Source organism: Niabella yanshanensis, assembly GCF_034424215.1.
GTDB classification, from domain to species: domain Bacteria; phylum Bacteroidota; class Bacteroidia; order Chitinophagales; family Chitinophagaceae; genus Niabella; species Niabella yanshanensis.
In genome coordinates, this window is the sequence record NZ_CP139960.1 from 4,885,139 (window position 1) to 4,909,786 (window position 24,648).

The 24,648-nt window shown below is 41.9% G+C and carries 16 protein-coding genes; 6 read left to right on the plus strand and 10 right to left on the minus strand.

What is annotated here, in order from left to right:
* The first annotated feature begins 6 nt into the window (after positions 1-6).
* From U0035_RS20270 to U0035_RS20290, 5 genes are all read left to right on the plus strand, one after another.
* Positions 7-2,436 carry a beta-galactosidase gene (locus U0035_RS20270; protein ID WP_114790761.1) on the plus strand — a complete coding sequence of 810 codons (2,430 nt, stop codon included), beginning with the start codon at positions 7-9 and terminating at the stop codon, positions 2,434-2,436.
* Positions 2,437-2,512: 76 nt separating this feature from the next.
* Positions 2,513-5,008, plus strand: coding sequence for a glycoside hydrolase family 2 TIM barrel-domain containing protein (locus tag U0035_RS20275; protein WP_162817846.1), 2,496 nt, complete (start codon positions 2,513-2,515; stop codon positions 5,006-5,008).
* Positions 5,009-5,132: 124 nt separating this feature from the next.
* Positions 5,133-6,719: a family 43 glycosylhydrolase gene (locus U0035_RS20280; RefSeq protein ID WP_245957702.1), complete on the plus strand. Its 1,587-nt coding sequence runs from the start codon at positions 5,133-5,135 to the stop codon at positions 6,717-6,719.
* Between the two features lie 59 nt (positions 6,720-6,778).
* Complete coding sequence (locus tag U0035_RS20285) at positions 6,779-8,107, plus strand: serine hydrolase domain-containing protein (RefSeq protein WP_114790764.1); 1,329 nt, start codon at positions 6,779-6,781, stop codon at positions 8,105-8,107.
* A gap of 43 nt (positions 8,108-8,150) precedes the next feature.
* The gene (locus tag U0035_RS20290) at positions 8,151-9,068 is read left to right on the plus strand and encodes a poly(ethylene terephthalate) hydrolase family protein (RefSeq protein WP_114790765.1); all 918 of its coding nucleotides are present in this window, start codon (positions 8,151-8,153) and stop codon (positions 9,066-9,068) included.
* 942 nt (positions 9,069-10,010) lie between these two features.
* On the opposite strand, the gene U0035_RS20295 is transcribed toward U0035_RS20290, so the two are convergent.
* The 7 genes from U0035_RS20295 to U0035_RS20325 all read right to left on the minus strand — a co-directional run bounded on the left by U0035_RS20295 (position 10,011) and on the right by U0035_RS20325 (position 17,641).
* Positions 10,011-10,745: a sulfite exporter TauE/SafE family protein gene (locus U0035_RS20295; protein ID WP_114790766.1), complete on the minus strand. Its 735-nt coding sequence runs from the start codon at positions 10,743-10,745 to the stop codon at positions 10,011-10,013.
* Between the two features lie 435 nt (positions 10,746-11,180).
* Positions 11,181-11,486, minus strand: a complete 306-nt coding sequence (locus U0035_RS20300; RefSeq protein ID WP_114790767.1) for a response regulator — start codon at positions 11,484-11,486, stop codon at positions 11,181-11,183.
* A gap of 465 nt (positions 11,487-11,951) precedes the next feature.
* The gene (locus U0035_RS20305; protein WP_114790768.1) at positions 11,952-12,512 is read right to left on the minus strand and encodes a hypothetical protein; all 561 of its coding nucleotides are present in this window, start codon (positions 12,510-12,512) and stop codon (positions 11,952-11,954) included.
* 330 nt (positions 12,513-12,842) lie between these two features.
* On the minus strand, positions 12,843-13,601 hold the full coding sequence (locus tag U0035_RS20310; RefSeq protein WP_114790769.1) for a LytR/AlgR family response regulator transcription factor: 759 nt from the start codon (positions 13,599-13,601) through the stop codon (positions 12,843-12,845).
* A gap of 49 nt (positions 13,602-13,650) precedes the next feature.
* Positions 13,651-15,393, minus strand: coding sequence for a histidine kinase (locus tag U0035_RS20315; RefSeq protein WP_114790770.1), 1,743 nt, complete (start codon positions 15,391-15,393; stop codon positions 13,651-13,653).
* Positions 15,394-15,645: 252 nt separating this feature from the next.
* Entirely contained in the window at positions 15,646-16,044 is a 399-nt protein-coding gene (locus tag U0035_RS20320) for a hypothetical protein (protein WP_114790771.1), read from the minus strand.
* A gap of 43 nt (positions 16,045-16,087) precedes the next feature.
* Positions 16,088-17,641 carry a flavin-containing monooxygenase gene (locus tag U0035_RS20325; RefSeq protein ID WP_114790772.1) on the minus strand — a complete coding sequence of 518 codons (1,554 nt, stop codon included), beginning with the start codon at positions 17,639-17,641 and terminating at the stop codon, positions 16,088-16,090.
* 338 nt (positions 17,642-17,979) lie between these two features.
* Here U0035_RS20325 and U0035_RS20330 point away from each other — a divergent pair, with 338 nt between their 5' ends.
* Positions 17,980-19,131 carry a serine hydrolase gene (locus U0035_RS20330; RefSeq protein WP_162817848.1) on the plus strand — a complete coding sequence of 384 codons (1,152 nt, stop codon included), beginning with the start codon at positions 17,980-17,982 and terminating at the stop codon, positions 19,129-19,131.
* Between the two features lie 140 nt (positions 19,132-19,271).
* Here U0035_RS20330 and U0035_RS20335 read toward each other — a convergent pair whose 3' ends face one another.
* The 3 genes from U0035_RS20335 to U0035_RS20345 form a co-directional block, all read right to left on the minus strand.
* On the minus strand, positions 19,272-21,641 hold the full coding sequence (locus tag U0035_RS20335) for a response regulator (protein WP_114790774.1): 2,370 nt from the start codon (positions 21,639-21,641) through the stop codon (positions 19,272-19,274).
* A gap of 690 nt (positions 21,642-22,331) precedes the next feature.
* Positions 22,332-22,784, minus strand: a complete 453-nt coding sequence (locus U0035_RS20340; protein WP_114790775.1) for a hypothetical protein — start codon at positions 22,782-22,784, stop codon at positions 22,332-22,334.
* A gap of 331 nt (positions 22,785-23,115) precedes the next feature.
* Positions 23,116-24,399 carry a BspA family leucine-rich repeat surface protein gene (locus U0035_RS20345; RefSeq protein ID WP_114790776.1) on the minus strand — a complete coding sequence of 428 codons (1,284 nt, stop codon included), beginning with the start codon at positions 24,397-24,399 and terminating at the stop codon, positions 23,116-23,118.
* Positions 24,400-24,648: the final 249 nt, after the last annotated feature.

Genomic DNA, 24,648 nt, shown 5'->3' on the forward strand with positions numbered 1-24,648 from the left:
AGGGGTATGAAAAATAAGTTATTGTTGTTGTGTTTGATGGCAGTTAGTTCGATTGGTTTGGCGCAAGCTATAAAACAGTTCGAGATCAATGCTGATTTGCCACAACAGAAGATCTTTGCTAATCACCTAAAATTAGGAGGTACTAATCCGAATGGAGAAAGGATAGCAGTTAATAATTATTACATAAGCATTAATGATACGCCCATTATTCCGGTTACCGGCGAGTTTCATTATTCAAGATACCCTCATCAATACTGGGACGAATCGATAAAAAAAATGAAGGCTGGAGGAATTACGGTCATACCTACCTATGTGTTCTGGAATCTTCACGAGGAAGAGGAGGGTAAGTTTGTTTGGAGTGGTGATAAAGATCTTCGTGGATTTATTGAATTGTGCAAGAAAAGTAATATTTATTCCATTGTACGGGTGGGTCCATTTTGTCATGGTGAAATAAGAAACGGGGGTTTGCCAGATTGGTTATTGGGCAAACCGCTAAACATCCGGACGAATGACTCCTTATACCTGTCTTACGTAAAAAAACTATATGATGAAATAGGAAAACAACTAAAGGGATTATACTATAAAGATGGTGGCCCGGTGATCGGGATCCAACTTGAAAATGAATACCAGCACAGTGCAGCTCCCTGGGGTCTCACCTATCCGGGTCAACCACTCGACTTTACCGCTTCGGAAAGAGATCGTGGGGTGACACATGAGGGTGTTGCGGTATCCACTGCTAACAATCCTTATGCGGCACTTGGAAATGATCATATGAAAGTGCTCAAGTCCCTGGCAGAAAAAGCAGGCATGGTAACACCGCTTTATACTGCAACCGGATGGGGCAATGCTGCCATAGTGCCCAACGAATCCATTCCGGTCACTGCGGCTTATGCATATCCTTTCTGGACGCCCAAGAGAGACTATTCTCCTTTCTTTCTTTATAAAAATATGCACGCCAATCCCGACTATGCGCCGGTGCGATACACGCCCGAGAACTATCCGGCATTGCCTGCCGAGCTGGGATCGGGCATCAGCCTGACCTATCTGAGACGGCCGGTAGTAGTGCATCAAAGTTTTGACGCTATGATCAATAGATGTTTAGGCAGCGGTGCCAATGGTATTGGTTATTACATGTACCATAGCGGGTCTACACCAAGAGGAAAGCACAATTTTATGAACGATGAGGCTTACGGCGTTAATAAGATCTCATACGAATATCAGGGGCCTATTGGTGAGTACGGGCAGGTTCGGGAGGGCTTCCACCGCCTGAAACTCACACATTTTTTTCTCAGGGATTTTGGTGATTTGCTCGCTCCTATGACTGTGGCTCTTCCTGCAAATGCAGCCAGTCTTAAGCCCGAAAACATTCACGACCTTCGCTATGCTATAAGATTTAAAGGCAGTAGTGGTTTCCTGTTCCTGAATAATTTCCAGGATGATACCGCAATGATCGATCAGGAGCATATCCAGGTCAAGATAAAAACGGCAGCTGGCGATGTTCTTATTCCGGCCTCAGGAGGTTTTAACCTGGCAAGCGGCGAGAATGCCATCTTCCCGTTCAATTTCGATTGTAACGGAACAAAACTTATTTATGCCACAGCTCAGTTATTGATGAAAGGAGAGGATGAGATGCCATACTTTGTATTTTTTACGCCCAATGGAGTCAAAGGGGCCTTCTCGTTTGAACCGGGCACCATTGTAGAAAGTATTAAGGGGGCTAAAGTTAATCGTACATCTGTCACCTGCACTGCCGATATATGTGAGTTTGCTGTGATCAAAGATGGTAAAAAGACCCGTGTTTTAGTCGTGGATAAAGAGCGGGCATTGAAAGCGTATACTATTGCGGTAAATGGCAAAAAAAGCCTGCTTTTTTCCAATGCCATAGTGCTTCAGAACGAAAATAATTTTGAATTATTATCAGATAGCGCCAATAATTTTCATATCGATATTTATCCTAAAACAACCGCTGTCTTAAAGGCGCCTGCCGGAAATCTGAAAGTAATAAAAGAGAACCCTACTTTTTCTTCCTGGCATATTACACTCCCGGCATTTGAACCCAAATTATCCTTCCGGGAGATCAGCTCAAGAAAGACCGCAGTAGCTTTACCGCAGGCTTTACCAGCCGGCATTAATGATATTTATCTGCAGGTAAATTATAAAGGCGATACCGGGATGGATTTTGTTAACGGGGAACTGGTGGCTGATAATTTTTATAATGGTTTACCATGGCAGGTAGGATTAAGGAAGTTTCTCTCCGCACCTGTAACGCCAAAGGAAATGGTGTTCTATTTCCGGCCGATGCAGAAAGATGCCACCTATCTACAGGATCTGGAACCCTATCCCGGGTACGTTCCCGATTTCGGTAAAGCGAACGAGTACCTTAAAGTGGATAGCATATCGTTGATACCTCAATACAAAATTACAATTAACTTTTAGCATGACTGAGCTGGTATGAATGCGGTTATTAAACAGGAACTATTGGAGTACAAAGGATTATTATAAAAAGAAATCAATGAAAAGATTTACATTATCGATTTTAGTGTTTTTATGCATTCAGTCGTTTAGCAACTGTATAGCACAAGCAGGTGGTCGGGAACGATTGCTTATGGACGCCGGCTGGAAATTTTCTCAAACTGATACCGTAGGTGCGGAAAAAGCAGCATTTAATGACAGCAGATGGCGAACTTTAAATCTGCCGCACGACTGGAGTATTGAACATGATTTTATACAGGATGCGCCTACGGGCGGCGGCGGCGGCTACCTGCCTACAGGTGTCGGCTGGTATCGTAAGCAATTTACCATACCTCGCTCCGCTCTTTCAAAAGTTGTTTGGATAGAGTTCGACGGCGTGTACCAGAACAGTGATGTATGGATTAATGGTCATCACCTGGGCAGGTATCCCAACGGCTATATGAGCTTTCACTACGATCTCACACCCCATCTGAAAGCCGGCAATAATACTATTACTGTTCGGGTCGACAATTCCAGGCAACCCAATACCCGCTGGTATTCCGGCTCAGGTATTTACCGGCATGTGTGGCTGAATATAGCTCATCCGCTGCATATAGCACAGTGGGGGACTTATATTACGACTCCTCAGGTAGATGCTGCAAAAGCTACGGTCCAAATCAAAACCACCGTCAACAATCGCAAGGCTGTATCTGGTACTGCTACACTCAGGTCTGTGATCGTTGATGAAGTCGGTAAGGAAGTGGGAAGAACAGAGTCAGCTGTATCTTTGAAGTCAGGAACCGATACTACTATCGTATCTCATGAAATACAAGTTGCTACTCCGGTGCTTTGGTCTTTAGAGAAGCCCCATATGTACAGTATCTGGTCTTTGGTGATAGATAAGGGCAAGGTGATTGATGAAGTTGCTACACCTTTCGGTATCAGGCATATTGAATACGATGCCGATAAAGGATTCCTTTTGAATGGTAAAAGAATAAAAATGAAGGGTGTGTGCTTACACCACGATGCCGGAAGTGTTGGTGCAGCGGTACCGGAATCTATGTGGGTGCGCAGGTTACAGATATTGAAGGATATGGGATGCAATGCTATCCGTACATCCCATAACCCAATGGCGCCCGAGTTTCTTGATTTGTGCGACCGTATGGGTTTTTTGGTACAGAACGAAGTTTATGATGTATGGTTGGCCGGCAAAGCAAAATATGATTATGCGGTATATTTTAAAGAGTGGTCTCAGCGGGATCTGGTTAACTTTATTCACAGGGACAGGAATCATCCTTCGGTGGTTTTATGGAGCGCCGGTAACGAAATTGGTGAACAGGGTCAACCGAAAGGTTACGAGGTATTGAGGCCTCTTATTGAAACATTTCACCGGGAAGATCCGACACGCCCCGTTACCACTGGAAACGATCATATTGCCGATGATAACAGTCCAACCACTCCCGAATTTCTCTCCATGCTTGATATCGTGGGGTATAACTATGTAGATCGCTGGCGCGACAGGAGGGAGTTATTTTATGATATTGATAAGCGTAACAACCCGGGTTGGAAAATGATCGGTACAGAAAATGTTTCAATTTCCGGCGTCCGGGGTAATTACTTCGGTGGAGGTTATGGTAGGATCGACTCTTCTGTTATCCAGCCTGCAAATCTTCCGGGGGTGATCCGTGCAGAGCAGCTTTGGAAGTTCACCGCTGTGCACGATTATGTGATCGGTGATTTTATGTGGACGGGTATCGATTATCTCGGTGAGGCGCGCTGGCCTTCCAAAAACTCAAGTTCTGGGGTGATTGATCTATGCGGTTTCCCCAAAGATGCCTATTATTTTTATAAAAGTCAGTGGACGGATCAACCGATGATACACCTGGCACCGCACTGGAACTGGAACGGACGGGAAGGAAAAGTGATCCCGGTTATGGCCTATACTAATTGTGATACCGTAGAATTGTTCTTAAACGGAAAATCTTTCGGCGCCAAGTCTGTGCAATTTCCCCGGCCCGGAAATGCCGGTGCCTGGAACAGGTATGCGGTTACGCCGGTTGGCACTACTACCGCCGATCTCCACCTGATTTGGGATGTGCCTTATGAACCCGGTATATTGAAGGCAGTGGGCAGAAAAGGTGGCAAAACCATTGTTGAAGAAGAAATACGCACAACAGGTGCACCGGCGGCCTTCCGTTTATCGGTAGATCGCAGTAAAATAGAGGCAGATGCAACAAATGTAGCGCATGTCAAAATTGAGGTTGTGGACAAAGATGGTAACATAGTGCCCAATGCCGCAGAATCAGTACAGGTAATCGTTGAAGGCGCCGGCCGTCTGATCGGTTTAGATAACGGAAACCCGGTAGATCACACATCCATGAAATCGGATAAACGCAAAACCTTCAATGGCCTGGCACTGGCTGTAGTGCAACCAGCAATAAAACCGGGTACTATACGTGTTACTACCCGATCATCATTCCTTAAAAATGATTCCATTGAGATTAGCACCGTTAAATCCGGATCGGCAATTCGCACTCTGGAACAGATGCAGAAATAGCAGCATAGAATCATGCGGACATTCGTATAGAAAATTGTGCAGTGGTCCGGCATGGTTAATTGTTTTAACTTGTAACAACTAAAACTTTATGATTCAATCCGCATATTTTATATACAATTCAATAGTGTCTAAGCTCAAATTCTTTACCTGCCTGCTCGTTTTACAGTTTACTTATAATCATCCAGCACTGGCACAGTCGAAAAATATTAAAAACGATATTTTCTGGAACACCAGCGACGGTACCCCTATATACAGCCAGGGCGGTGGAATATTTAAGTTTACAGACCCCGTTTCTGGCAGCCTGAAGTACTACTGGTATGGTGTGCATTACAAGGAAGCTGAAAACTACAGGCAGGACCATTCTGTTACCTACCAAAGGAACAACTTTGTTGCCGTTACCTGCTATACATCTTCCGACCTGGTGAACTGGAAATTTGAAAGCAATGTTTTGACAAAAGCCGAAACAGATAAGCACGAAAGAACTTATTGGGTAGGTAGATTAGGTGTGGCCTATGTAAAAGAGTTGAAAAAATATGCCATGTTTGTACAGCATGGTAACGGGGTGTTGATTACGGTATCCGACTCACCCAACGGACCCTTTGTATGGCACCAGAAAATAAGCATGAAGGAAATGATCGGAACCCCCAATACCGGCGACCAGACTGTATTTACTGACGATGACGGGAAATCTTACCTGGTTTACTCGTACGGCCAGGGGCGTCATAAGATTTATGTTTCGGAAATTGGCGTGAAGGATAATATGGTAAACCTTTTGGACTGTACAAAAATTTTTCAGGGTGCTGGCAGGGAAGGCAATTGCATGTTCAAATATCAAGGTAAATATTATATGGCAGCTTCCAACTTGTATGGCTGGGACGCCTCTTTAGCTTATTACCTGATAGCAGACAATGTACGCGGCCCCTACCTGCCTGCCAATGATATGAAAGTGATGAAAGGGGCTGAAGAAGACTATGCCCATATTACACAAACCGGTTTTTTCGTGAACGTCAAAGGCAGTAAACAGGAAACCGTAATTTATTGCGGAGACCGTTGGGCTAATTTTGCCGGCAACGGATTGGGGTATAATCAATGGGTGCCATTGTCTTTCAAAAATGATGACTTATACTTTAATTCACTCAATTCCTGGAATTTAGACGAAAAGACCGGTGAATGGTCGGTAGCGCACGACAATAATTTCGTTAAAAATGGCAGCTTTGAGGCTGACAGGAAGGCTATTCCGAGTCATGTAAAACCGGTGCAAACTGAGTTGACCGGCTGGGTCACCCAAGTTATAGGAGGCAACAAAGTGAGCCTGGACAGTAATTCTTCCCCGGTATTAAACCATGCCAACACTACCGAAGAAAGGAAGATAGTTATCGGGGAAAGAAGTCTTCATATTAGTGATAAGGTAGCTTTTGAAAGAAAGGTTTCGCAAGTAATAAGTTCTACAGATTTTGTTGAATTGAGAAATGGTTTTTATACGCTAACAGCCAAAGTGAGGAGTATGGGCAACTTTTCAAAGCTGGAAATGTTTGCCGAGACAAATAGGAAAATAAAAAAATTTCAAATAAAGAATAATACTTCCTGGACAACGATCCGCATAGGGAAAATTGCTGTTAAAAATGGCAGCATAGAGATTGGATTTATTGCAAAAGGAGCCGCAAATGCCCATTGCTACGTGGATGATATTACACTAATCAAAAGCCGTTAAACATATGGGAATTTGATGAATGGTATCACCAGGTTCTTACTTAAATAAATACATTTTTAATGAATAAGAATAGACTTTTCCCCGCTCTTTTCGTCGCTATATTACTGGTTGTTGAGGTGCACGCTCAGCACTCCCGCACCGGGCCACAGCAGTTCAATTATAATGTTGATTTAGAGCGGGTGGGTACTAGTAAGCAGCGTATTTTAGCAGTTGACTCCCTTTTACAATCTTTTGTTGATCAAAAAAGGGTACCTAATGTGACTGCCTTTGTGGCAAAGGCCGGAAATGTTGTGTATAAAAAATCATTTGGGCTGAAAGATATGGAACGAAATATACCGGCGACTCCGGATGATTATTATATTCTTTTTTCGCAGACAAAAGCGATCACTACCGTGGCTTTTATGACCCTTGTAGAAAAAGGTCTCGTAAACATTGATGACCCGGTATCCAAATATTTTCCAGGTATTTCAGACAGGGTGGTCACGGAGGTGCGTAATGACGGCACTTATGAAACCCGACCGGCTGCAGGCCCGGTAACTTTTGTGCACCTGATGTCCCACTCTTCCGGACTGAATGCGGGCCTCTCCGGTAATATCCGCCGAATCGAGAAAAGGATGGCCGACTCTGTCAGGAAGGCAAAAGGAGATACTTTAGTAGTTCCGGTCATGGGACAGCGCACCGGCGGTGCCGGCACCGCACGATATTTAAAAGATGAGATGATTGCTCTGGCGAAGTATCCCTTAGGTTTCGATCCCGGCAGCGAATGGAACTATCATATTAGTACAAATATGCTGGCCTACATGGTCGAACGCATTTCCGGCAAATCTTTGCGGCAGTATGTTAAAGAAACTATTTTAGAGCCACTCGGTATGAGTCAGACCGATTGGTATTACAGCAAGGAAAAGTTGGGCCGCTTTGTTAAGGTGTACAATTATGTAAATGGCAAACTGGAACCCGCACCCAATAACTATAGCGAAGCAACTGTAAGCAAAGAACAAACTTATGTAGAAGGCGCCATAGGACTTAATGGTCCTATTGAAGACTATGCAAAGTTCTGCCAGATGCTGTTAAATGGAGGTACATTTAACGGTCATAGCATTTTAAAGCCCGAAACCATACATCTCATGACCAAAGTAAACCGGTTGCCTGAAGTGAACGCCGGTGGTAAAGGTTTTCAATTTGGCCTGGGCTTTGAATTGTACAATGAGCATAAAAAGCCGGCACCCGAAGTTTCAAATACAGCATATTCCTGGGGAGGATTGTTTGGAACAGAATACATCATAGATCCTGAAAAGAATATGATTACTTTGTTTTATTTAAATATGGCCAGAAAAGAAGCATTAGCTCCTCTATTTATCAGCAAGGCTTATCAACTATTTGAAGAATAAAATTATACTTCCATTTGACAATAAAATCAATAAGCGTGCTTTTATGAAAAGAATAAAATTCGTCCTTTCTTTGATGGTATTTAGCCTCGCAGGTATTCACAGTCCTGCGTTTACTCAGGCCTCATTAGTAGACACCTCCCCAACGGCTTCGAGAGTAGTTGAAGATGGTGGAACAGGTCCTTTTAAAGCCCTGATGATTTCAGAGAGCAGTTTACCCACGCATACTGTTTTCAGGCCGGGCAACCTTAATGATTTCGGGCCTCAGAACAGGTTGCCCATTATCGCCTGGGGTAACGGAGCCTGCGCCAATTCACCCTGGGAACATATTAATTTTTTGTCGGAAATAGCATCTCATGGATTTATAGCAATTGCTATAGGGCTTATGCCAAAAGCGGGCGAACGGGGAAGAAGCACTTCCCGTTCTTCCCAAATGACGGATGCTATTAATTGGGCCATTCGGCAAAACAGCGACATGAACAGTCCGTACTACAATAAACTGGATACAGCCAACATAGCGGTTAGCGGCATGTCTTGTGGGGGGCTGCAAGCGCTTGAGTCGGCTCCCGACCCGCGGGTTACCACTGTTGTGGTATGCAATAGCGGTATTTTAGGAGATACCTCCAACCGCCTATCAGGAATGCCCGGTCTAACCAAATCCCAGCTTGTTAAATTACATACGCCTACGCTATACCTCTTAGGGGGAGAGAAGGATATAGCTTATAAAAATGGCATGGACGATTTCAGGCTTATCAATCATGTGCCTGTTTTTGTAGCCAATATGGATGTGGGACATGGTGGGACGTACGCAAAGCCCCACGGCGGTGAATTTTCGAAGGTGGCTACCGCATGGTATAAATGGCAATTGAAAAATGATAAAGATGCCGGTATGCTTTTTACAGGGAATCCTGCCGGACTAGCCAAAGATCCGCAATGGAAGGTTGAGAAAAAGAAGCTCCCTTAACGAAACTTCTATCAGAAAATAAGCGTTTTTGGGTGCGGATAGGGTGATGTTTGTATATTAACCTGGAAAGAGAAGTCAGGACGTTTTAGTTTGCCAGCATCACGATCATTTTATCATGTCAAGAAATTTTGTTTTTGAGAATGTAAACTATGATCAGCGTGCGACGTCGCTTTCTGACAGGATATTGATGGAATGCGAAAAGCATTCCATCCTTCAGACACTATACAGGACTCAGTTAGAATTTAACCGGAAGTCAATAAAAAGTTACCAAGAGGTCAGGGGAATGTCCTTTGATAGTCTATTGTATTGTGCTGAAGGTCAAGGTTAGGCCTCATCAGATAAAGGGGAGGTTATAATAAAACGTGGTCAATTTCTAATTCTTCCGCAAAATGAAGTGATAGGATATCAATGAAATTCCAGATATCCATGGTCTTTTTTTAAAGTGTCCTTTTCTGGTACATTGTCGAAAGCTGTGATTAAAAAATGGCGGAGCGTAGGATGTACGTCAATGTTTATACAGCTAACAAAGCGCAAAGGCTGAGGTGTTTTGGCGCTATTTTCGAGCTGCTCTCTGGTCATCTTAATGTAGAAAGGTTGTTGGAATGTAGTAGATTGCTGTGGAGGTTTTTATCGACTTTTACCGAAGATTTATTTTCATCTTTGATTGATGATGCGTTTCATAAAGATTGGTTGGTCGAATGTTTCGGTACAGTAAGACGTACAAAAAAGTCATGTTTGTCGCTACGACAGTTTGCTGATGAACAAGCACAGTCATCATAATGAGTTATAGTATCATCTTTTCAGCTGCAGCAAACATTTCTGATCCGGAGAAGTCGAAGAGGGTGCTTGATCGGACAAGATCATCATCCCGGGGTGAAATTTACCAAAGCTTATTTTAAGAGATGGCGACAAATGAATCAACATTAAAGGTTCCGGCATGCTTTACTTCAACGTATATAGTATGAGAAATAGCCCGACACATATTAGGCCGATGTATAAGTATCGGAAGAAATCTGAGCCGTTTATCTTGTGGTTAAAATACCTCCCTGCAAAAGTTGCGGGAATAATAGCCGGCAAGGAGTACAAAAAATATTTAATCACGATCCACCCGAGCAGCCCTTGTATAACGTATCCCACTATTCCAATAAAGCTCGCAGGTAAAAAATATGCCTGCAATGTAGCCCTGAAATGTTGAGCGCTCCATTTTCTCATATTGCCATAAACCACTAATGGTGGCCCGTTCACGCCATACGCTCCTCCCAGTATCCCGGACAAAAAACCACAGATAAAAAGCCAGAATTGACTGTCTGCCTCAAGGTATTTTACTCTTTTTGATACCAAAGCATATATGCTATAGCTAATAATCAATAAGCCAAGACCTATTTTTACCCAATATTCACTGGCATATTTAAGTATCATAAGGCCTACAGGTATTCCTAACAAAGCATATAGGATTAGCGATTTGGCACTTGAAAATTGTATTGCCTTGTGATCCTGGACAACCACAAGCAAGGCAACCAGGACAGACATTAATACCGATAACGGAACCGCGATTTCCAAGCGCATAAACAAAACGAAGAGCGGAACAGCAACCAGAGATTCGCCAAAGCCAAATGTTGAACGAATGAGTGTAGCTATAAAACTTATTAGGAAAACAGGCAGTATTTCTGACATCATAAATTTAATCCTAAGGTAGAATTCAATGCTATTTTTAGATAGCCGACTTCCGCAAATGTAAAGTTAGATAACGATAAATTCTAATAGGCATTTCCTTTTTAATGAGGAATCTTATATGCAGTAGCACTTATAATCATATCGGCTCCGGCAGATGCATAAACATTTCTCCGAAGAAATTTCGACATACCTTGAGACGCATAACCAGGTTAATTGATTTTTCTCAAAGCAACAGCTCTTTTGATTTTAATGAAACTGTATTTAAAAAAGAGCGACCTGAAAGGGGAACGTTGGGAATGTTAGCAAGCCTGATTCATTGACACATTTATCATATTGACTGAAATAATAACTTCCAGCGGGAGTTGCAATAGCATCATACAGAACCCTCCTGGGAATTTTTTTCACCACATCTACCATGTGGTCAATGTCAAATGGTTTTTAGATATAGTCATCTGCTTTACACGCTGCAGCTTTTGCCGGTAGGTTATTTGATGTAGAAGTTAGGACAGCAGAGATATCTTCCGTCTGAGGATCAGTTTTGAGATCTTCAATTACTTCGGCTCCTTTTTTGCCGCCGCTAATGTGGTCGTCTATTACAACTACGTCAGGATCAATTTCTTCAATTTTATCAATCGGTTCTGTTGTCAACGACGGAGTAACATCAAATCCCTCATCCTCTAATACATTATCCATGATGTCAAGGATATCTTTATTATCTTGAATAAGTACTACCTTTTTCTTCATTTTAATCAATTTATAATAGAACGTTCAGGTTAGTTTAATAGAAGGTCCGGGTGTCATAACAGTTTGGCTTCTCAGGTTCAAAAATATTACTTTCGATCCGTATTTTTCAACCTATTATTCAGTTAACGACATTGATAGCGGTATTATAGAAGTGCGTTGTGCACCAATAATGCAACAACACAAGGCACCATAGTCGTATTTGTTCATTCCCGGCTGCTTTCCCTATTATTATAGGTAAATATTTTTGGACAGGAATGAAGGGTCTCTAATTCCATCTGACCAAGGAACGCCTGGAACAAAGTGTAGCCGATTATCTTGATTATTTACGGAAATTTTGAGATTATCTCCTGTCATCAGGTTGTCCGGGCAGTGATTGTTCGAAGTTTCCAAATGGACTGCGACATTTTCCTGACCTTTTAATCATGCTTTGAATATTAGGTCTGATTTACACTAAAGCCTGTAATGCTATTCCTTTTTAAACTTGCCATCATTTGTTAAAATGTACGTTTCGGTTTCAAACATAGGTGGTTCGCTCATCCAATTTGAGCTGGTTACCACTATTTTATCTTTTTCTATTTTACTTGTTTTGCCGAATGCGGATTCAGCAACTTCATCGTAGGCGATTTCCAGCTTATCAATTATTTTATTGTCTTTATTAATGGTGACCAATGTGGTAAATAGCTCGTTTTCTCCGCATTGATAGCTAATTACAACAGAAGTAAAGCTGTCGGAAAAAGGTAGTTGATAATTTAGCCTGAAATTGTTTGCATCCTTACGCCTGGGATCAAAATTGATTCGTTTCAAAAAGCCTGTGTCTGGTATCCCTGATTTTTCGAAATCGTCGAAGCTGGTACTGTCTGTTACAGGAAAATGCCGTAGGGGAAGCGTTGTTGTCGGGCCCGGGGAGATTTCCTTGTTTGTTTTTATAGGAATATTGTCTTTTGAAATGTCCTGAGTTGTTGATATGGGGCTCTTTTCCTTTTGGCTACCGCAGGCCTGGAAGAAAAATGCCGTTATCAAAAACATTGCGATTGTATTTTTCATTGTATGATCCATGCTTTCACCTTATAAAGTTCTTTGTTATTGCCCATGAGTTGTCGTTACCATAAACCTGAGTACGGTTCGCAAAATTAGCCTTTACTAGCGAATGATGCTACAGGTTTCAATGGTGTCGTACTGGTTGATTAAGGCTCCGAAGAAGCCGCATGCGACAGCTATCCTGGTGTTGGTTGCTTTAACTATTAAAATAGCTACATTTTCTTTACACATCGCATACCTGGTTTAGATCATTCTTTCATTTTCTTATCGGTTAAAGTGGATCATGAAGCTATCTTTCTTAACTTTTATGAGTTAAATTTATACCAGCCGCTGTGACATGAGCCTGACAAACTGCTCTTTTTTCCTGGGCGATATGGCTATCATAGCGTCGTCGCTCATAATCACATATCCACCGTCGGCTTTAGTCATTCTGTTGATTTCATTTAGGTTAATGATATAGGAATTGTGAATTCTGAAAAAATCATGATCGGATAGCAGCAGCTCGTATTCCTTAAGGTTTTTACTGACCATTATCTTTTTTTGATTTTTTGTAAAAAAGGTGGTGTAAGGTCCATTGGCCTCCAGTCGTATAATCTGGGAGAGCTTTATATATTCTATCCCTTCGGATGTAGAAAGACTTACTGAAAAACCTTCTTTACCCGAGCGTTCAAGGTTCTTGATCAGCAGTTTTATTTTACTTTCCTGTTGTTGCTGGCTCAAAGCTAAAATAGCTTTACTTACAGATTCCTGCAGTTCTTGCAGGTTTATAGGCTTTAACAGGTAGTCTATTGCGCTAAACTTAATAGCTTTAATGGCGTAATGGTCAAAAGCGGTAGTGAAAATGACGTGAAAATTTCTTTCCTTTATTTCCTGCAATACATCAAACCCTGTACCAGTCTGCATTTCAATATCCATGAACACAATCTCGGGGGAATGCATGTCTATCAGTTGTACTGCATCTTTCACATTGGAAGCAGTTCCAATTATTTGTAACTCGGTACAAAACTCATTTACCAGAGTTTTTAAAAACTCCAGGCTCATAATTTCATCTTCGACAATTATCGTTTTGTATTTCATCGTAAGACAATTTTTTAGTTTTAAAAATCTTAAGACAGGTAGAATGAATTTAAAAAAGTGGTTGAGGTATTTCTATTCTTGCTTCGTTTGCCTTGTTTTCTTCTTTATAATGAATGGCTATTTTGCTTTTGCCCTGTTGGTTGTACAGTTGAATTCTTTTGTTAAGTGTTTCCTCAGGGTCTGCCTCTTCCAGTCCTTTTTTATTTCGTAAAATTTCTGCATCCGCGCGGCTTATCCCGTTACTTTTAATGCTTGCAATAAGTTGGTCTGCACTATTCTGAAAAGATATACGAAGCATCCCTTTAGATGTGGGTTCCAGATTGAGGATGCTGGAATACAAGGCTTTTTCCACCAGGCTATGTGTGAGTAATGGTAATATATTGAGAGCCCTGCTGTCATCACTTATTTCAATAACATATTCAAACCGTCCGGGAAAACGGGTTTGCTCCAGCCATAAGTATTCCTTTAGCAATGCAGCCTCATCGGCGGCTGTAATCATCAACTCATCTCCGTAGCGGATCAGCTTTCTTAAAAATGCTGAAAACCGGGAAATGTATTCCAGGGATATTTTTTTATCATTCATTATGATGAAATATTGAATTGAATTGAGTGAGTTGAATAGGAAATGAGGGTTCATACGCGCCTGTAATACTTTCAGCTTGAGCATATGATTCATATTTTCAATCTGTACATTCTGATTACTGATAAGCCGGTTTCGTTGTTGCAGTTTTTGATTTAATTTGTTTTTTATCCGGAACCGCCCGTATAAAAGAGCTGCAACAATAATTAAGCAAGCCAGCAGCAGCAGCACCATCTTATGAAGGGACTTCTGTTTTTCGAGTTCGGCTGCCTGGTTCATTAGTCTTTGGGTCACTATTTCGCGCTCTTTGGTCAGGAGTTCGATGTCATCAGGCTGTTCACCAATGTTGCGTGGCGCCGAAACCTCAAGAATCATGGGCGCTACTTCTTCTCCCAGGTATTTCCTGATTAAAGAAGCCACCAGTGATTTACATTCAAATGAATTGAAATACTCTTCAACGGGCTTTGTCCAGTCGCTATTGACGGGATATATAGCGGCAAATCCTTCCCGGTGTACATCAAATAATCGTTGACGCTTAACTTTCATGCCTCTTTGCAGTGCCACTACGTAAATACTCACAGGAACATATGCAAAGGATGAAGCATTACCGGCAACCTGCTCTAAAATCGCATAATCATCTTTCCGGTTGTAGGTGATGGGAAGATCAGGATAGTAAGCTTGCCTGATTTTATTCATATCCATTTCCATGGTGGTACCGGGTTGTGTAAAGCCGTGCATGGAAATAATGGATTTTGCTAATTGTTTCGGGGATGTAAACAAAGGGACGCTGTTGTTGGTTACCAGAACATTCAAATCAGGCATGTAGGGCGGGGAAAACTTTACTTCACTCTTTCGTTCTGCAGTGATCGAATAATAAGAAACCGCAAATAAGCCCGGCTGAGCAGAATTTTGGATTTGAGGATAAATCTGATCAAATTTTTCGAGCTCTTTCCAGTTGATTTGCAGATCAATTTTATAATGAGACGAAAGGAACGATTTGAAACCTTCGATCAGCTCATATTCAACCCCTATCAGACGTCCATCTTTATCCCTGTAAATAAAAGGTTCAATTTCATTCCATAAAACGGTTATCGTACCAGCTTTCCGGGAGAACACAGTTTTCCAGGAATCTGCAGGAATGTGCCCGCAGTATGCCGATGAAGCAGCTATTACCAATACGAGCAGCAATATACAGCCTTTTAGAAAAGACATTAATGTTCCATTTTACTGTAAAGATGTATCAAAAATTACAGATAGGGAATATCAATTAACGAAACGCCGGTTTCAATTAACGGTTTTTATGAAATGTAAAGCCGATTATATACTTCCGGGATATTTTTAATAAAGTATGCTCAAAAAAGTAACAAGGATTGAACAGGGTTAACCCTAAAGCGGATAGCAGTGCTTTATTGAGGCAGCTATTGTGTATCCTTTTAAATTGCAGGGGACACACAATAGCTACATTTATTTTGGGGTTACGTTAAAGAATCCTTCGCCGTTATTATTATTGCCGTGTCCCCAGGTGCCGCTAATTGCAGCATCGCTAAGCATGCCTGTGAACGACATCTTTTCATTATAATGGTCCGTTACAGTAAAGAAGAGCTTACCACTAACAAAAGCATAAGACCCCTTGCACTGATGTTCAGCAGGTGCATTCAGGTCTCCAAAAAATAAAGTTATGTCGTCATTTCCTCCAAATTTTAAAATGATGGGGTCAGGTCCATTATCCTTAACGACAAATGTACCTGACCAGGCTGTATTAGCAAGTGGATTGTCCCGGACGGTGTTATCTTTTTTACAGGATACAAAACAGATGGTCAATAGAAAGGTTAATCCTGAAAATAGCAAATTTTTAAGATTCATTAGTTAGGAATTTTATAGTTTGTTAAAATATGTGGTTGAAATATTAATATTCGGCTTCCTGTAGTGTGGATTTTATCGGTGTCTTCTCTTTTTGCAGGGAAAGGGTATTCGATGATCCCGGCGTTGCTTTGTGGCTAGGGGGCCGCAGGCGATTCAATAGTTTGTTATAATCTTTAGGATTGATCGGTTTGAAAAAATTATACCCCCAGTATTTGCTTACTTTCACAGGAAGGCCCATATCTTGCATTAGCCGGTCAAGATGCTGGAAATTAAAAGGTGCAACACACAAGCCGCTAAATTCCGTTGCAATAGGTCTTTTCTTAATCTTCCATTGTTCTATCAGGTCCAATTCTTCTTTTATAACGGATTCACGCGGTAAGTTTATATGGCCACTTACATATTCTGCGAGCCAGTTAGCGGCCACTTCAGAGGTTAATGTGGAAAAAAGACTGGAGTTGAATCCCACAAAACCAATAGCCGGAAGACGCGTATTGATGATATTCCGGTACAAATTGAACTGACCATTAGAATTCCTGATCATCTCAAGTTGTGACGCATTTAAATAAGGAAGACTTTGCTTAAACCCGGTACCAAAAACAACAACGTCGGTTTGGATCTTCCTGCCGTTTTTCAGCACAATGCCGTCGCTGGTGAAATAGTCTATTTCTGACTGTATGGTATTGATTTTTCCGGTTCGTACTTTCTTGTAGAATCCTTCGGGGGCTACGCCAAGGCTGCAACTGATCTGGTCTTCAATACGGTGCTTTGGCAGCAACCCACATTTTTTAAGACGAAATTGTGTTATAAGTAATTGTTCAATCAACCGCCATTGCATCCAAACCAAAGGTTGGCCAATACTGTGTAAAAATTGTTGGAACCCAGATTTATGGTAGGGTAGAAAAAAGGCTTCTGAAAACCGGGAGAATAGCAAGTATTTTAAATTGACAGCGCTGGCAAAAAAACGCGGCACTTTCCATTGGGCCTTACGAAATAATAAAGTACAGGAGGAAGAAAGGTCGGCGGCTTGTGTAGCAATATCAGTAGCTGATTTGGCAAAACCGACAACAGTTACATGCTTTTTTTCCAGTATTCCTTTGTGTCTTACTTCCGATGAATGGAGGATTTGCCCTCCCGCGGCCTGGTACTCTTCCATACCGGGAAAATCTGGTATATAAGGATTACTAAATGTACCTGTGCTTATTACAATGAAATCAAAAGAAAAGACATGTGTAGTATTCCCGGGCGTACGGATGGTTGTTAGATGCCATCTGCCATTGGCATACTCCATTTTAGTCACTGCCGTGTTACATTGTATAAGCCCATCGATACCAAAATGCCTGGCATAGCTGTTAAGGTATTCGTTCATTTGGTCTCCGGTAGGCCATTCATGATAATGGGAAGGCATAGGGAAATCGGAATATGCATATTCGTTTTTTGTTGTCTGGGTGGATACGTTAAGATAAAACCTGTTTCTGTCCCATACACCTCCAATAGCATCGCTTTTTTCAAAAACGGTCACGCTGTACCCGCGTTCATGAAATGCTTTAGCTGAGGCAAGCCCACTAATGCCCGCACCTATTATACCGATTGTTTTCATTGTTAAGAAAGATTTTTGAGAACCTGCTTTTTAGCTATTCCCTGGTTGAAGAATGGGTGCAAATTATAATCAGCGCAGGCCTGTTGCTAACAGACTTTAACAGAAACACCATTTGGATTAATAAATCAGGCAGACGAATTAAGCAGGGCCGGTTTATTCCACACTCATTTATTTGTCAAAGCTATTATCGATTGGATGCCTTACAATCAGCCAGCAAAACGTATTGTTACAGCATTCGTATGATTTCATTAACCCGGAACTGCTATTCGTTAAGTCTGCTTTTTAATTACTCCCAGGGCATCGCACCTTTGCCCAACAAAACACTAAAAATCGAAACAATGAAAAATTTATGTAAAAAAACAGGTATCATCCTGGCCGTTACCGCTACAACGTTTACAGCTTGTCAAAAGCCTTCTGATTTCGTCGACCAGGGATTTGATCCTGCACTTTTTGCTGCGAACATGCGCCAAAGCCTCGACGGGAAAACCGTTGGCTGGTCCTTTGCCATTTCCCAAAATGGAAAAATCGTTCAATACGATGCTGATGGTTCGGCTCGCCTCAATACTAACGGTAAAGAAATTCCGTACACAGTTACTACCCGCCAGGCCACCGGTAGCTGCAGCAAAACCATTTCGGCACTGGCGCTGCTGGGCGCGCTGGAGGCAAAAGAGTTTGATGAGTATGCTTACCTTGCAGATCTTTTACCTTCCTCATGGGATATTGCTGAGGAAAACCGGAAGATTACCGTTAGAGATTTGCTCACCCATAAGGCAGGTCTTAAATATTTTGGCAATGACTACGCTTCGTTGCGTAAAACAATGAAAACTCCTACTACAGGATTCGGTTATTTCACAAAAAAGAAATACGATAACGTTAATTACCTCATGTGCCGTGTTTTAATCCCATGCGTAGTAAATGGCAAGGAGAGTTATGCAAAGATGACTGATGAGCAGGCCGATGAAGCCGTATCGCAGTCGCATCGTAGTTATATACGTGAGAAGATCTTTAAAGTGGCCGGACTGCCTGACTGGCAAAATATCAATATCGGTCCCTGGAATGCCAGCGGCACAATCACCGAGGAGGCTCCTGACCGTCAGATGACCATGTATTATAATTATTCCAAACCACTGCTTCCGGGAATTATGGTCTATACCACTTATAAGGATGCAGGGGCAGGCGGCTGGTTCATGAATTCCCCGGAAATGGCACAGGTATTATTGACAGCTGAATCAGGAAAATACGTGTCGTCGCTCATGCTGGACAAAATGAAAGATCTGCTCATGGGCTACGACGGCTTTATATCTGGTAAAAGGGGCGACTATCATTGGAAAAATGGTTATTGGTATGACGATGAAACGCGTGGTATCTTTACTGTGATCATGCATTTTCCCAACAATGTGCAGATTGCATGGCATACCAATTCCATTCAAACTGATATTGGTGATCCAATGGGAATTACAGGCCAGGCCTATGATAATGCATGGCGTTAATTTTTATTGGGCGGTTTTGAAATAATCTTTTTATGTCCGAAGTTCGATCACTCTCAATATTGCACGCGCCTCCTGGTTCGTGCAATATTCGTTTATAGTTACAGTTAATAGTAAAACATACGATCCCGATGAAACTCAATTTAAACGATGGGTAGTTTTGATTTTACTGAAAGCAGTTCTGCTTCATCTTTCGCTTTTAATAGCAGGGGCTCAATTTGTTGATACAGGATCTTTGAATTGGATTTCTTTTTCTTTGCGTATGCATTCTTTTCTAACGATAACAGATTGTTGCTTACCTGCGGCGGTAAACCAAAAAGAGAAATGGCGCCCCGAAGGTTATGGGCTGCCTTATAGATGCTTTCGCTATTATCCTTATCAATAGCAGACGAAAGCCGTTTCATTAAAACGGGTAATTCCCGGTTCAGGGTAGCTATCATTTCGTTCATGAGCGGCCGCTTGTTTTTTGTTTGCCTGGCCAGCATTGTTAAATCAAGCATTCGTACCCTCTCTTTGATATGCTGCTGTTTAAGGGTTATATGCGCTTGCGCCAACTGCGTTATTTTAAGAATCAGCTCTTCTTCATTGAAAGGTTTTGGCAAATAGTCATTCATGCCAGCCTTCAGGCATTTTGCTTTTTCTCCGGGAAGCACATGGGCGGTCATGGCAATAATAGGTGTATTCAATTGCATGATCCGGCGTATACGACGGGCTACCTCATATCCATTCATAACCGGCATCTGAATATCCATAATAATGATATCAAACTGCTGTTTGTCCAAAAGCGCCAGAGCCTCTAAACCATTATTTGCAATAGTAACCCTGGAATTTCTGTTTTTCAAAACAGCCGAAGTCAGTTTTTGATTTAATACATTGTCCTCTATCAACAAAATCTGTTTTACGGATGAGGGCAACGAAACAGAAGGTTTTCTTTTTGTCGGTTTCAGTTTTTTCGCATCGGTGTATTTGAGGTAGGGCAGCGAAAACGTAAAATGAGAACCTTTACCCGGTTTACTTTTAACAGAAATTATGCCTCCCTGTAGTTCCACCAGTTTTTTAGTAATAGCAAGCCCAAGGCCGAAGCCTTTATGCAGACGTGTAAAATCTGTATCAATCTGTTTAAATCTTTCAAATATCAGGTTCAGTTTATCCGTGGGTATGCCAATTCCTGTATCTTTTATACTGAATTCGGCTAATATTGTTGCTCCCGTGTTTTTAATGAGTTTACACGTTAAGGTTACCGTTCCTTTTTCAGTAAACTTGAATGCATTCCCTATAAGATTCATCAGGATTTGTGAAAGGCGCACAGGATCTCCGATTACCATGATGTCACAATCATCACTTATATTCTTTTGAAAAGAAATTTGTTTTTCAAGAGAGATATTATCAAACATGACTTTTGAAGAGTCAATAAGCTGTCCCAGGTGAAAGGGGACCGTATCAATATTAAACCCGCCGGCGTCCATTCTCGAAAGATCTAATACATCATTGATGATAGATAGCAGGTTGTTTCCTGAATGGGTTATTATATCTAAATATTCTTTTTGTTTGGGCGTCAACTTTGTTTTTCGCAGGAGATTGGAAAATCCGGTTATGGCATTCAAAGGTGTTCGCAATTCGTGACTCACTGTTGCAATAAAGTCAGATTTTACTTTTGCAGATTCTTCCGCTATTAACCGCGAACGCTCCAGCTCTTCCTCCACTCTTTTCCTGTCAAAGAAGGTCGGTATAGTATATGAGCGCTTTTTATTTTTTCGTATTTTATGATTCTTAAAATAATGGTTCAGATGTGCTTCAATTTTGTCAGGGGGCGACATAATAAAGCGGCACCGGTCATCTCCTTTTGCAACGCAGGAAACTTCCACCGCAGTTAACGGAATACCGAAACTCTCTTCGCACCATCCTGAGGAATAGCCTGCATTCATAATGCAAACAGTGGTGTTAGCTTTTTTATTATCTCTCAACCAGGAATCGGCTTCGAAAGAATAGGGGTGATGGTATAAAAGAAAAAAGTGCTCATCGGGGCTCAATTGGCTTTCTGGAGATATTTCCACATATGCCCATCCTGAAAAAGCAAAGTGGATAGGACCCGCCGATAATTTGGCAAGAGGATCGCTCAGTTTCATTTCCTGGTGGAAGCTTCTGGCATCATTCATGCCAATGGCATGCGCTATATCAAACAGGAAGTTTTTTCCGATCTCCATGGCCTGCTCTTTGCCCCTGTCTGCATACAATTTAAGAACGGTTTCCAGGAAATCTTTTGAGAGCGCAGAAGCACGCACCAATACAAAACGTTGCTCATTAACTTCAATAGTTCCGCGCGACGGATCCATTTTCAGATTCCTGAAATATTCCTGCACTACTTCCTGCGCTTTATCAAATAGAGGTGCTGCTTCTGGCGGAGCGCTCACCGCTCTGCCGGCATTGGCTGTACCAGGATGCAACTGTGAATGCTCGGCACCGGGCTCCCGGAAGGGCCGATGCAGGCTTTTTAAGAGGTTAGAGGCGCACATAAAAGTCGTTTAAAGTGACAAAAATAGCTATCTAAGCACAAAACTGTTGTTTCCGGGCGCAGAGGCCCACCTTCCAAGTCGATATACGTACTACAATGATTAGTAGGGTAGATCTGCTGCAGAAATATCGGTGTTGTAAACAGGATCATTAAATAAGGGGCTTGCTTCTGATCGTATCCAAGTTCAATATAAAGCATATTCCCTTGTTGGCGTCAATTTTTTTAGGCGCCGGTCCATCGTTCGTATAAAACTGAGCACTAATTTTGCGATTACCTGTTCACTTTCGGTCTCTTGAATAAAATGAGGCTCCCGACATTCCTTCGTTGTCATCAACGCCTAAAAATATACTGGCAGGTACTTCCTTGTGCCGTAGATATTTAAGTATTCATAATATTACTGTAATTAAACCTAATCTCTTTTTGAAGAAAGTGATCCGGGTCGGTTGCCTGTTTGGATCGAAGTGGCTCAATTTTAAGGCATTTCTCTACCAGTTACCGTTAGTATAAAAGTGAGAAATTTCCACGAAATTAGTCTTAATAGCAAATGGCTTCAAGAGAGGGTTGACTGATGAGGTGCTTTTGGGAAATTTCAGCAGTATAGTATCGGAAGTATCATTTGACTTACCAGTTTAAACAAAAAAGGAGAAGATAGAAATCCCCTCCGTTGTTTTACATGAGAAAAATTCTGGGGTTATTGGTCGCCTCTTTTATATTTTGTAGCTAACTCGGTATCGCCGGCGCTATTGGCGTTGATATGAGTATAGTGTTTGTTGTCTTTTAAAACAATGCGGTAATTAACGCCATTTTTGTTGCTAACCTCGGTAATGCCATGAATCTCCATACCAGGGAATGCAGAGGCTACGCCTGCAAGTACATCGGGTGAAAGCTTGTCTTTTTTATAATAGCGAACGGTTTGAATCAGGTTTCCTTTAGCATCAAAGGTAGCACGGGTTTTTACGTCATTAACAGTAAAGAAAGCTTCTGCACGGTTTCCGGTTTCACTCCAGCTTACATTAGCTGCGCTTTTAAACGTGGATGTAAAAGTTTCCTGAACTCTTTCGCTTACAACAGGTTTTACAGGTGATGCAACGGCACTAAAGGTGATCGTTAATAATGTTGCAGCGGAAAGAAGTAAAGATTTCATATTGTTTGTTTTTTTAGTAATTATTAATTGTTTTACAAACATACATTCATGGAGGGCCTTGAGTCAATACCATCATGGCGAACCACACCTGAATTACCGGTGAATGGTGGTTTTGTGATGGTGAACACCTGCCGGAGCACACTTTTACTATAACTTATCTGGAACTGTTTTTCAAAATCCGGATGCCGGTCCGTAAGAGATACATCTTCGGAATTTTATCCATCGTTAATTGCATCAACCAGCTTCTTATGCGGCTACTAAAATTCGGTTTTCCTGACGCAAATGCAGCAGCAATAACGTTATTAGTATGGTGTTGTATTTGTAATGCATACTATTCTTTCACTACTTTTACTACTGCACTGTTTTTAAAATTCCCATCTATGTCTACCTGTTTTATCCGGATATAAAAGTTGCTATTTTTATTTTCCTGTGGAAGACTGCTTTTCGTACAGCTGATAATGCTTAAGCCGATTCCTGCCAGGAGTAATATTGAGAACCTGGCTTTTTTATGCCGGCTGAAACTTGCTCCAATACTGGACAGCGCCAATATCCCTATACACGCAGATAAAATTATGCTGCTCATTTTTTTACTAAACTCATACTGCAAAGGGACGGAAGAATTGCCGTCCGGGAATTTGGGTAAAACCTCGCCAATTTTGGTGAACTCAGCGCCATCTGCAGAAGCTTCTATATCAAAATGACCGTTATTTTTTTCTGTTAATGTGGCCCAGTTTACCTGCAGCATACCGTTTTTAAGTGAAGCATTTACTTCGCCAAAAATAACCGGCAGCGACATATCATAACAGGGGTTTCCAGGGATAGCTTTCGCGTCCATACTGATACTCCACCCTTTGGCAATAAGCGCGTTGCGGAAGGTTTCCGCGGTATTGGCATAAACAGCTCCTCTCTGGACGGAAAAATTTACCGTATTGGGTGTGTTGGGATTTTCGGCCCAGGCTTTGATCGTACGGCTATAATTTTCGCAGCTGATACCGCTGTTACTAAACATACCCGCGGCATTGGTAAGGGAACTCAGGTTCCAGGTGGTAAGATCCCGGTTAAATGAACCTGTTTCGGCAAACATGGATTCCATATCTGTTACAGAGCTTACATTCCATAGATCCATATTGAAAGGAGGGACGAAATTCCTGGAGAACCAAAACATTTGTTTCATGCTTCTTACTCCTGAAAGATTAGGCACATCGGTCGCCAGGAGCTTGAAGTTGGGACAGTTGACAAACGCTACTTCCATACTTTGCCAGGCAACATTACCCCATTGTCTAACCTCGGTGAGTTCACTGAAGTTTGCACCATTATATCCTCCGTTCAGGAAGAAACGTCTCAGGTTGGCCGGTTCCATATGTAATGTTACGGTATCGCCTGCGGGTATAGGTATAGCTATTCTTATGGGAAGATTTTCGTTACTATTGCTGAATCTCAGGGTTCCGCCGATGGGATTGGAGCTTGTTGTCCACCGGCATACAACTTCGCCTGCGGTTAGCCCGTTAAAGGTTATACTGTTGGAGGCAGTGGGGAATACCCACCTTGTAATAAAATTTTGTGCGCTTGCGGAAAAGGAGATTAGCAGCGCCAGCGCTAAAAGATAATGTTTCATTTTTCGATTTTGTTTTGAATAGAAGAACTCATGGGTTCAGGAAATGTTACCGGTATTGGGTAGTTTTAATTTCGTGGACCGAATTTAGAGCAGTATCCGGGGTGTATGACTGCTACTCGCCGAACGACCATAGTAAGCGATGAATTGCTATATTTACCGGTGAACAGCGGAAGAGGAATTAGAAAGATGCTTCAGGTAATAATGGCAGGAGCCCGGATAATGCATGGGTTGCTTCTTACTGCTTTTGTA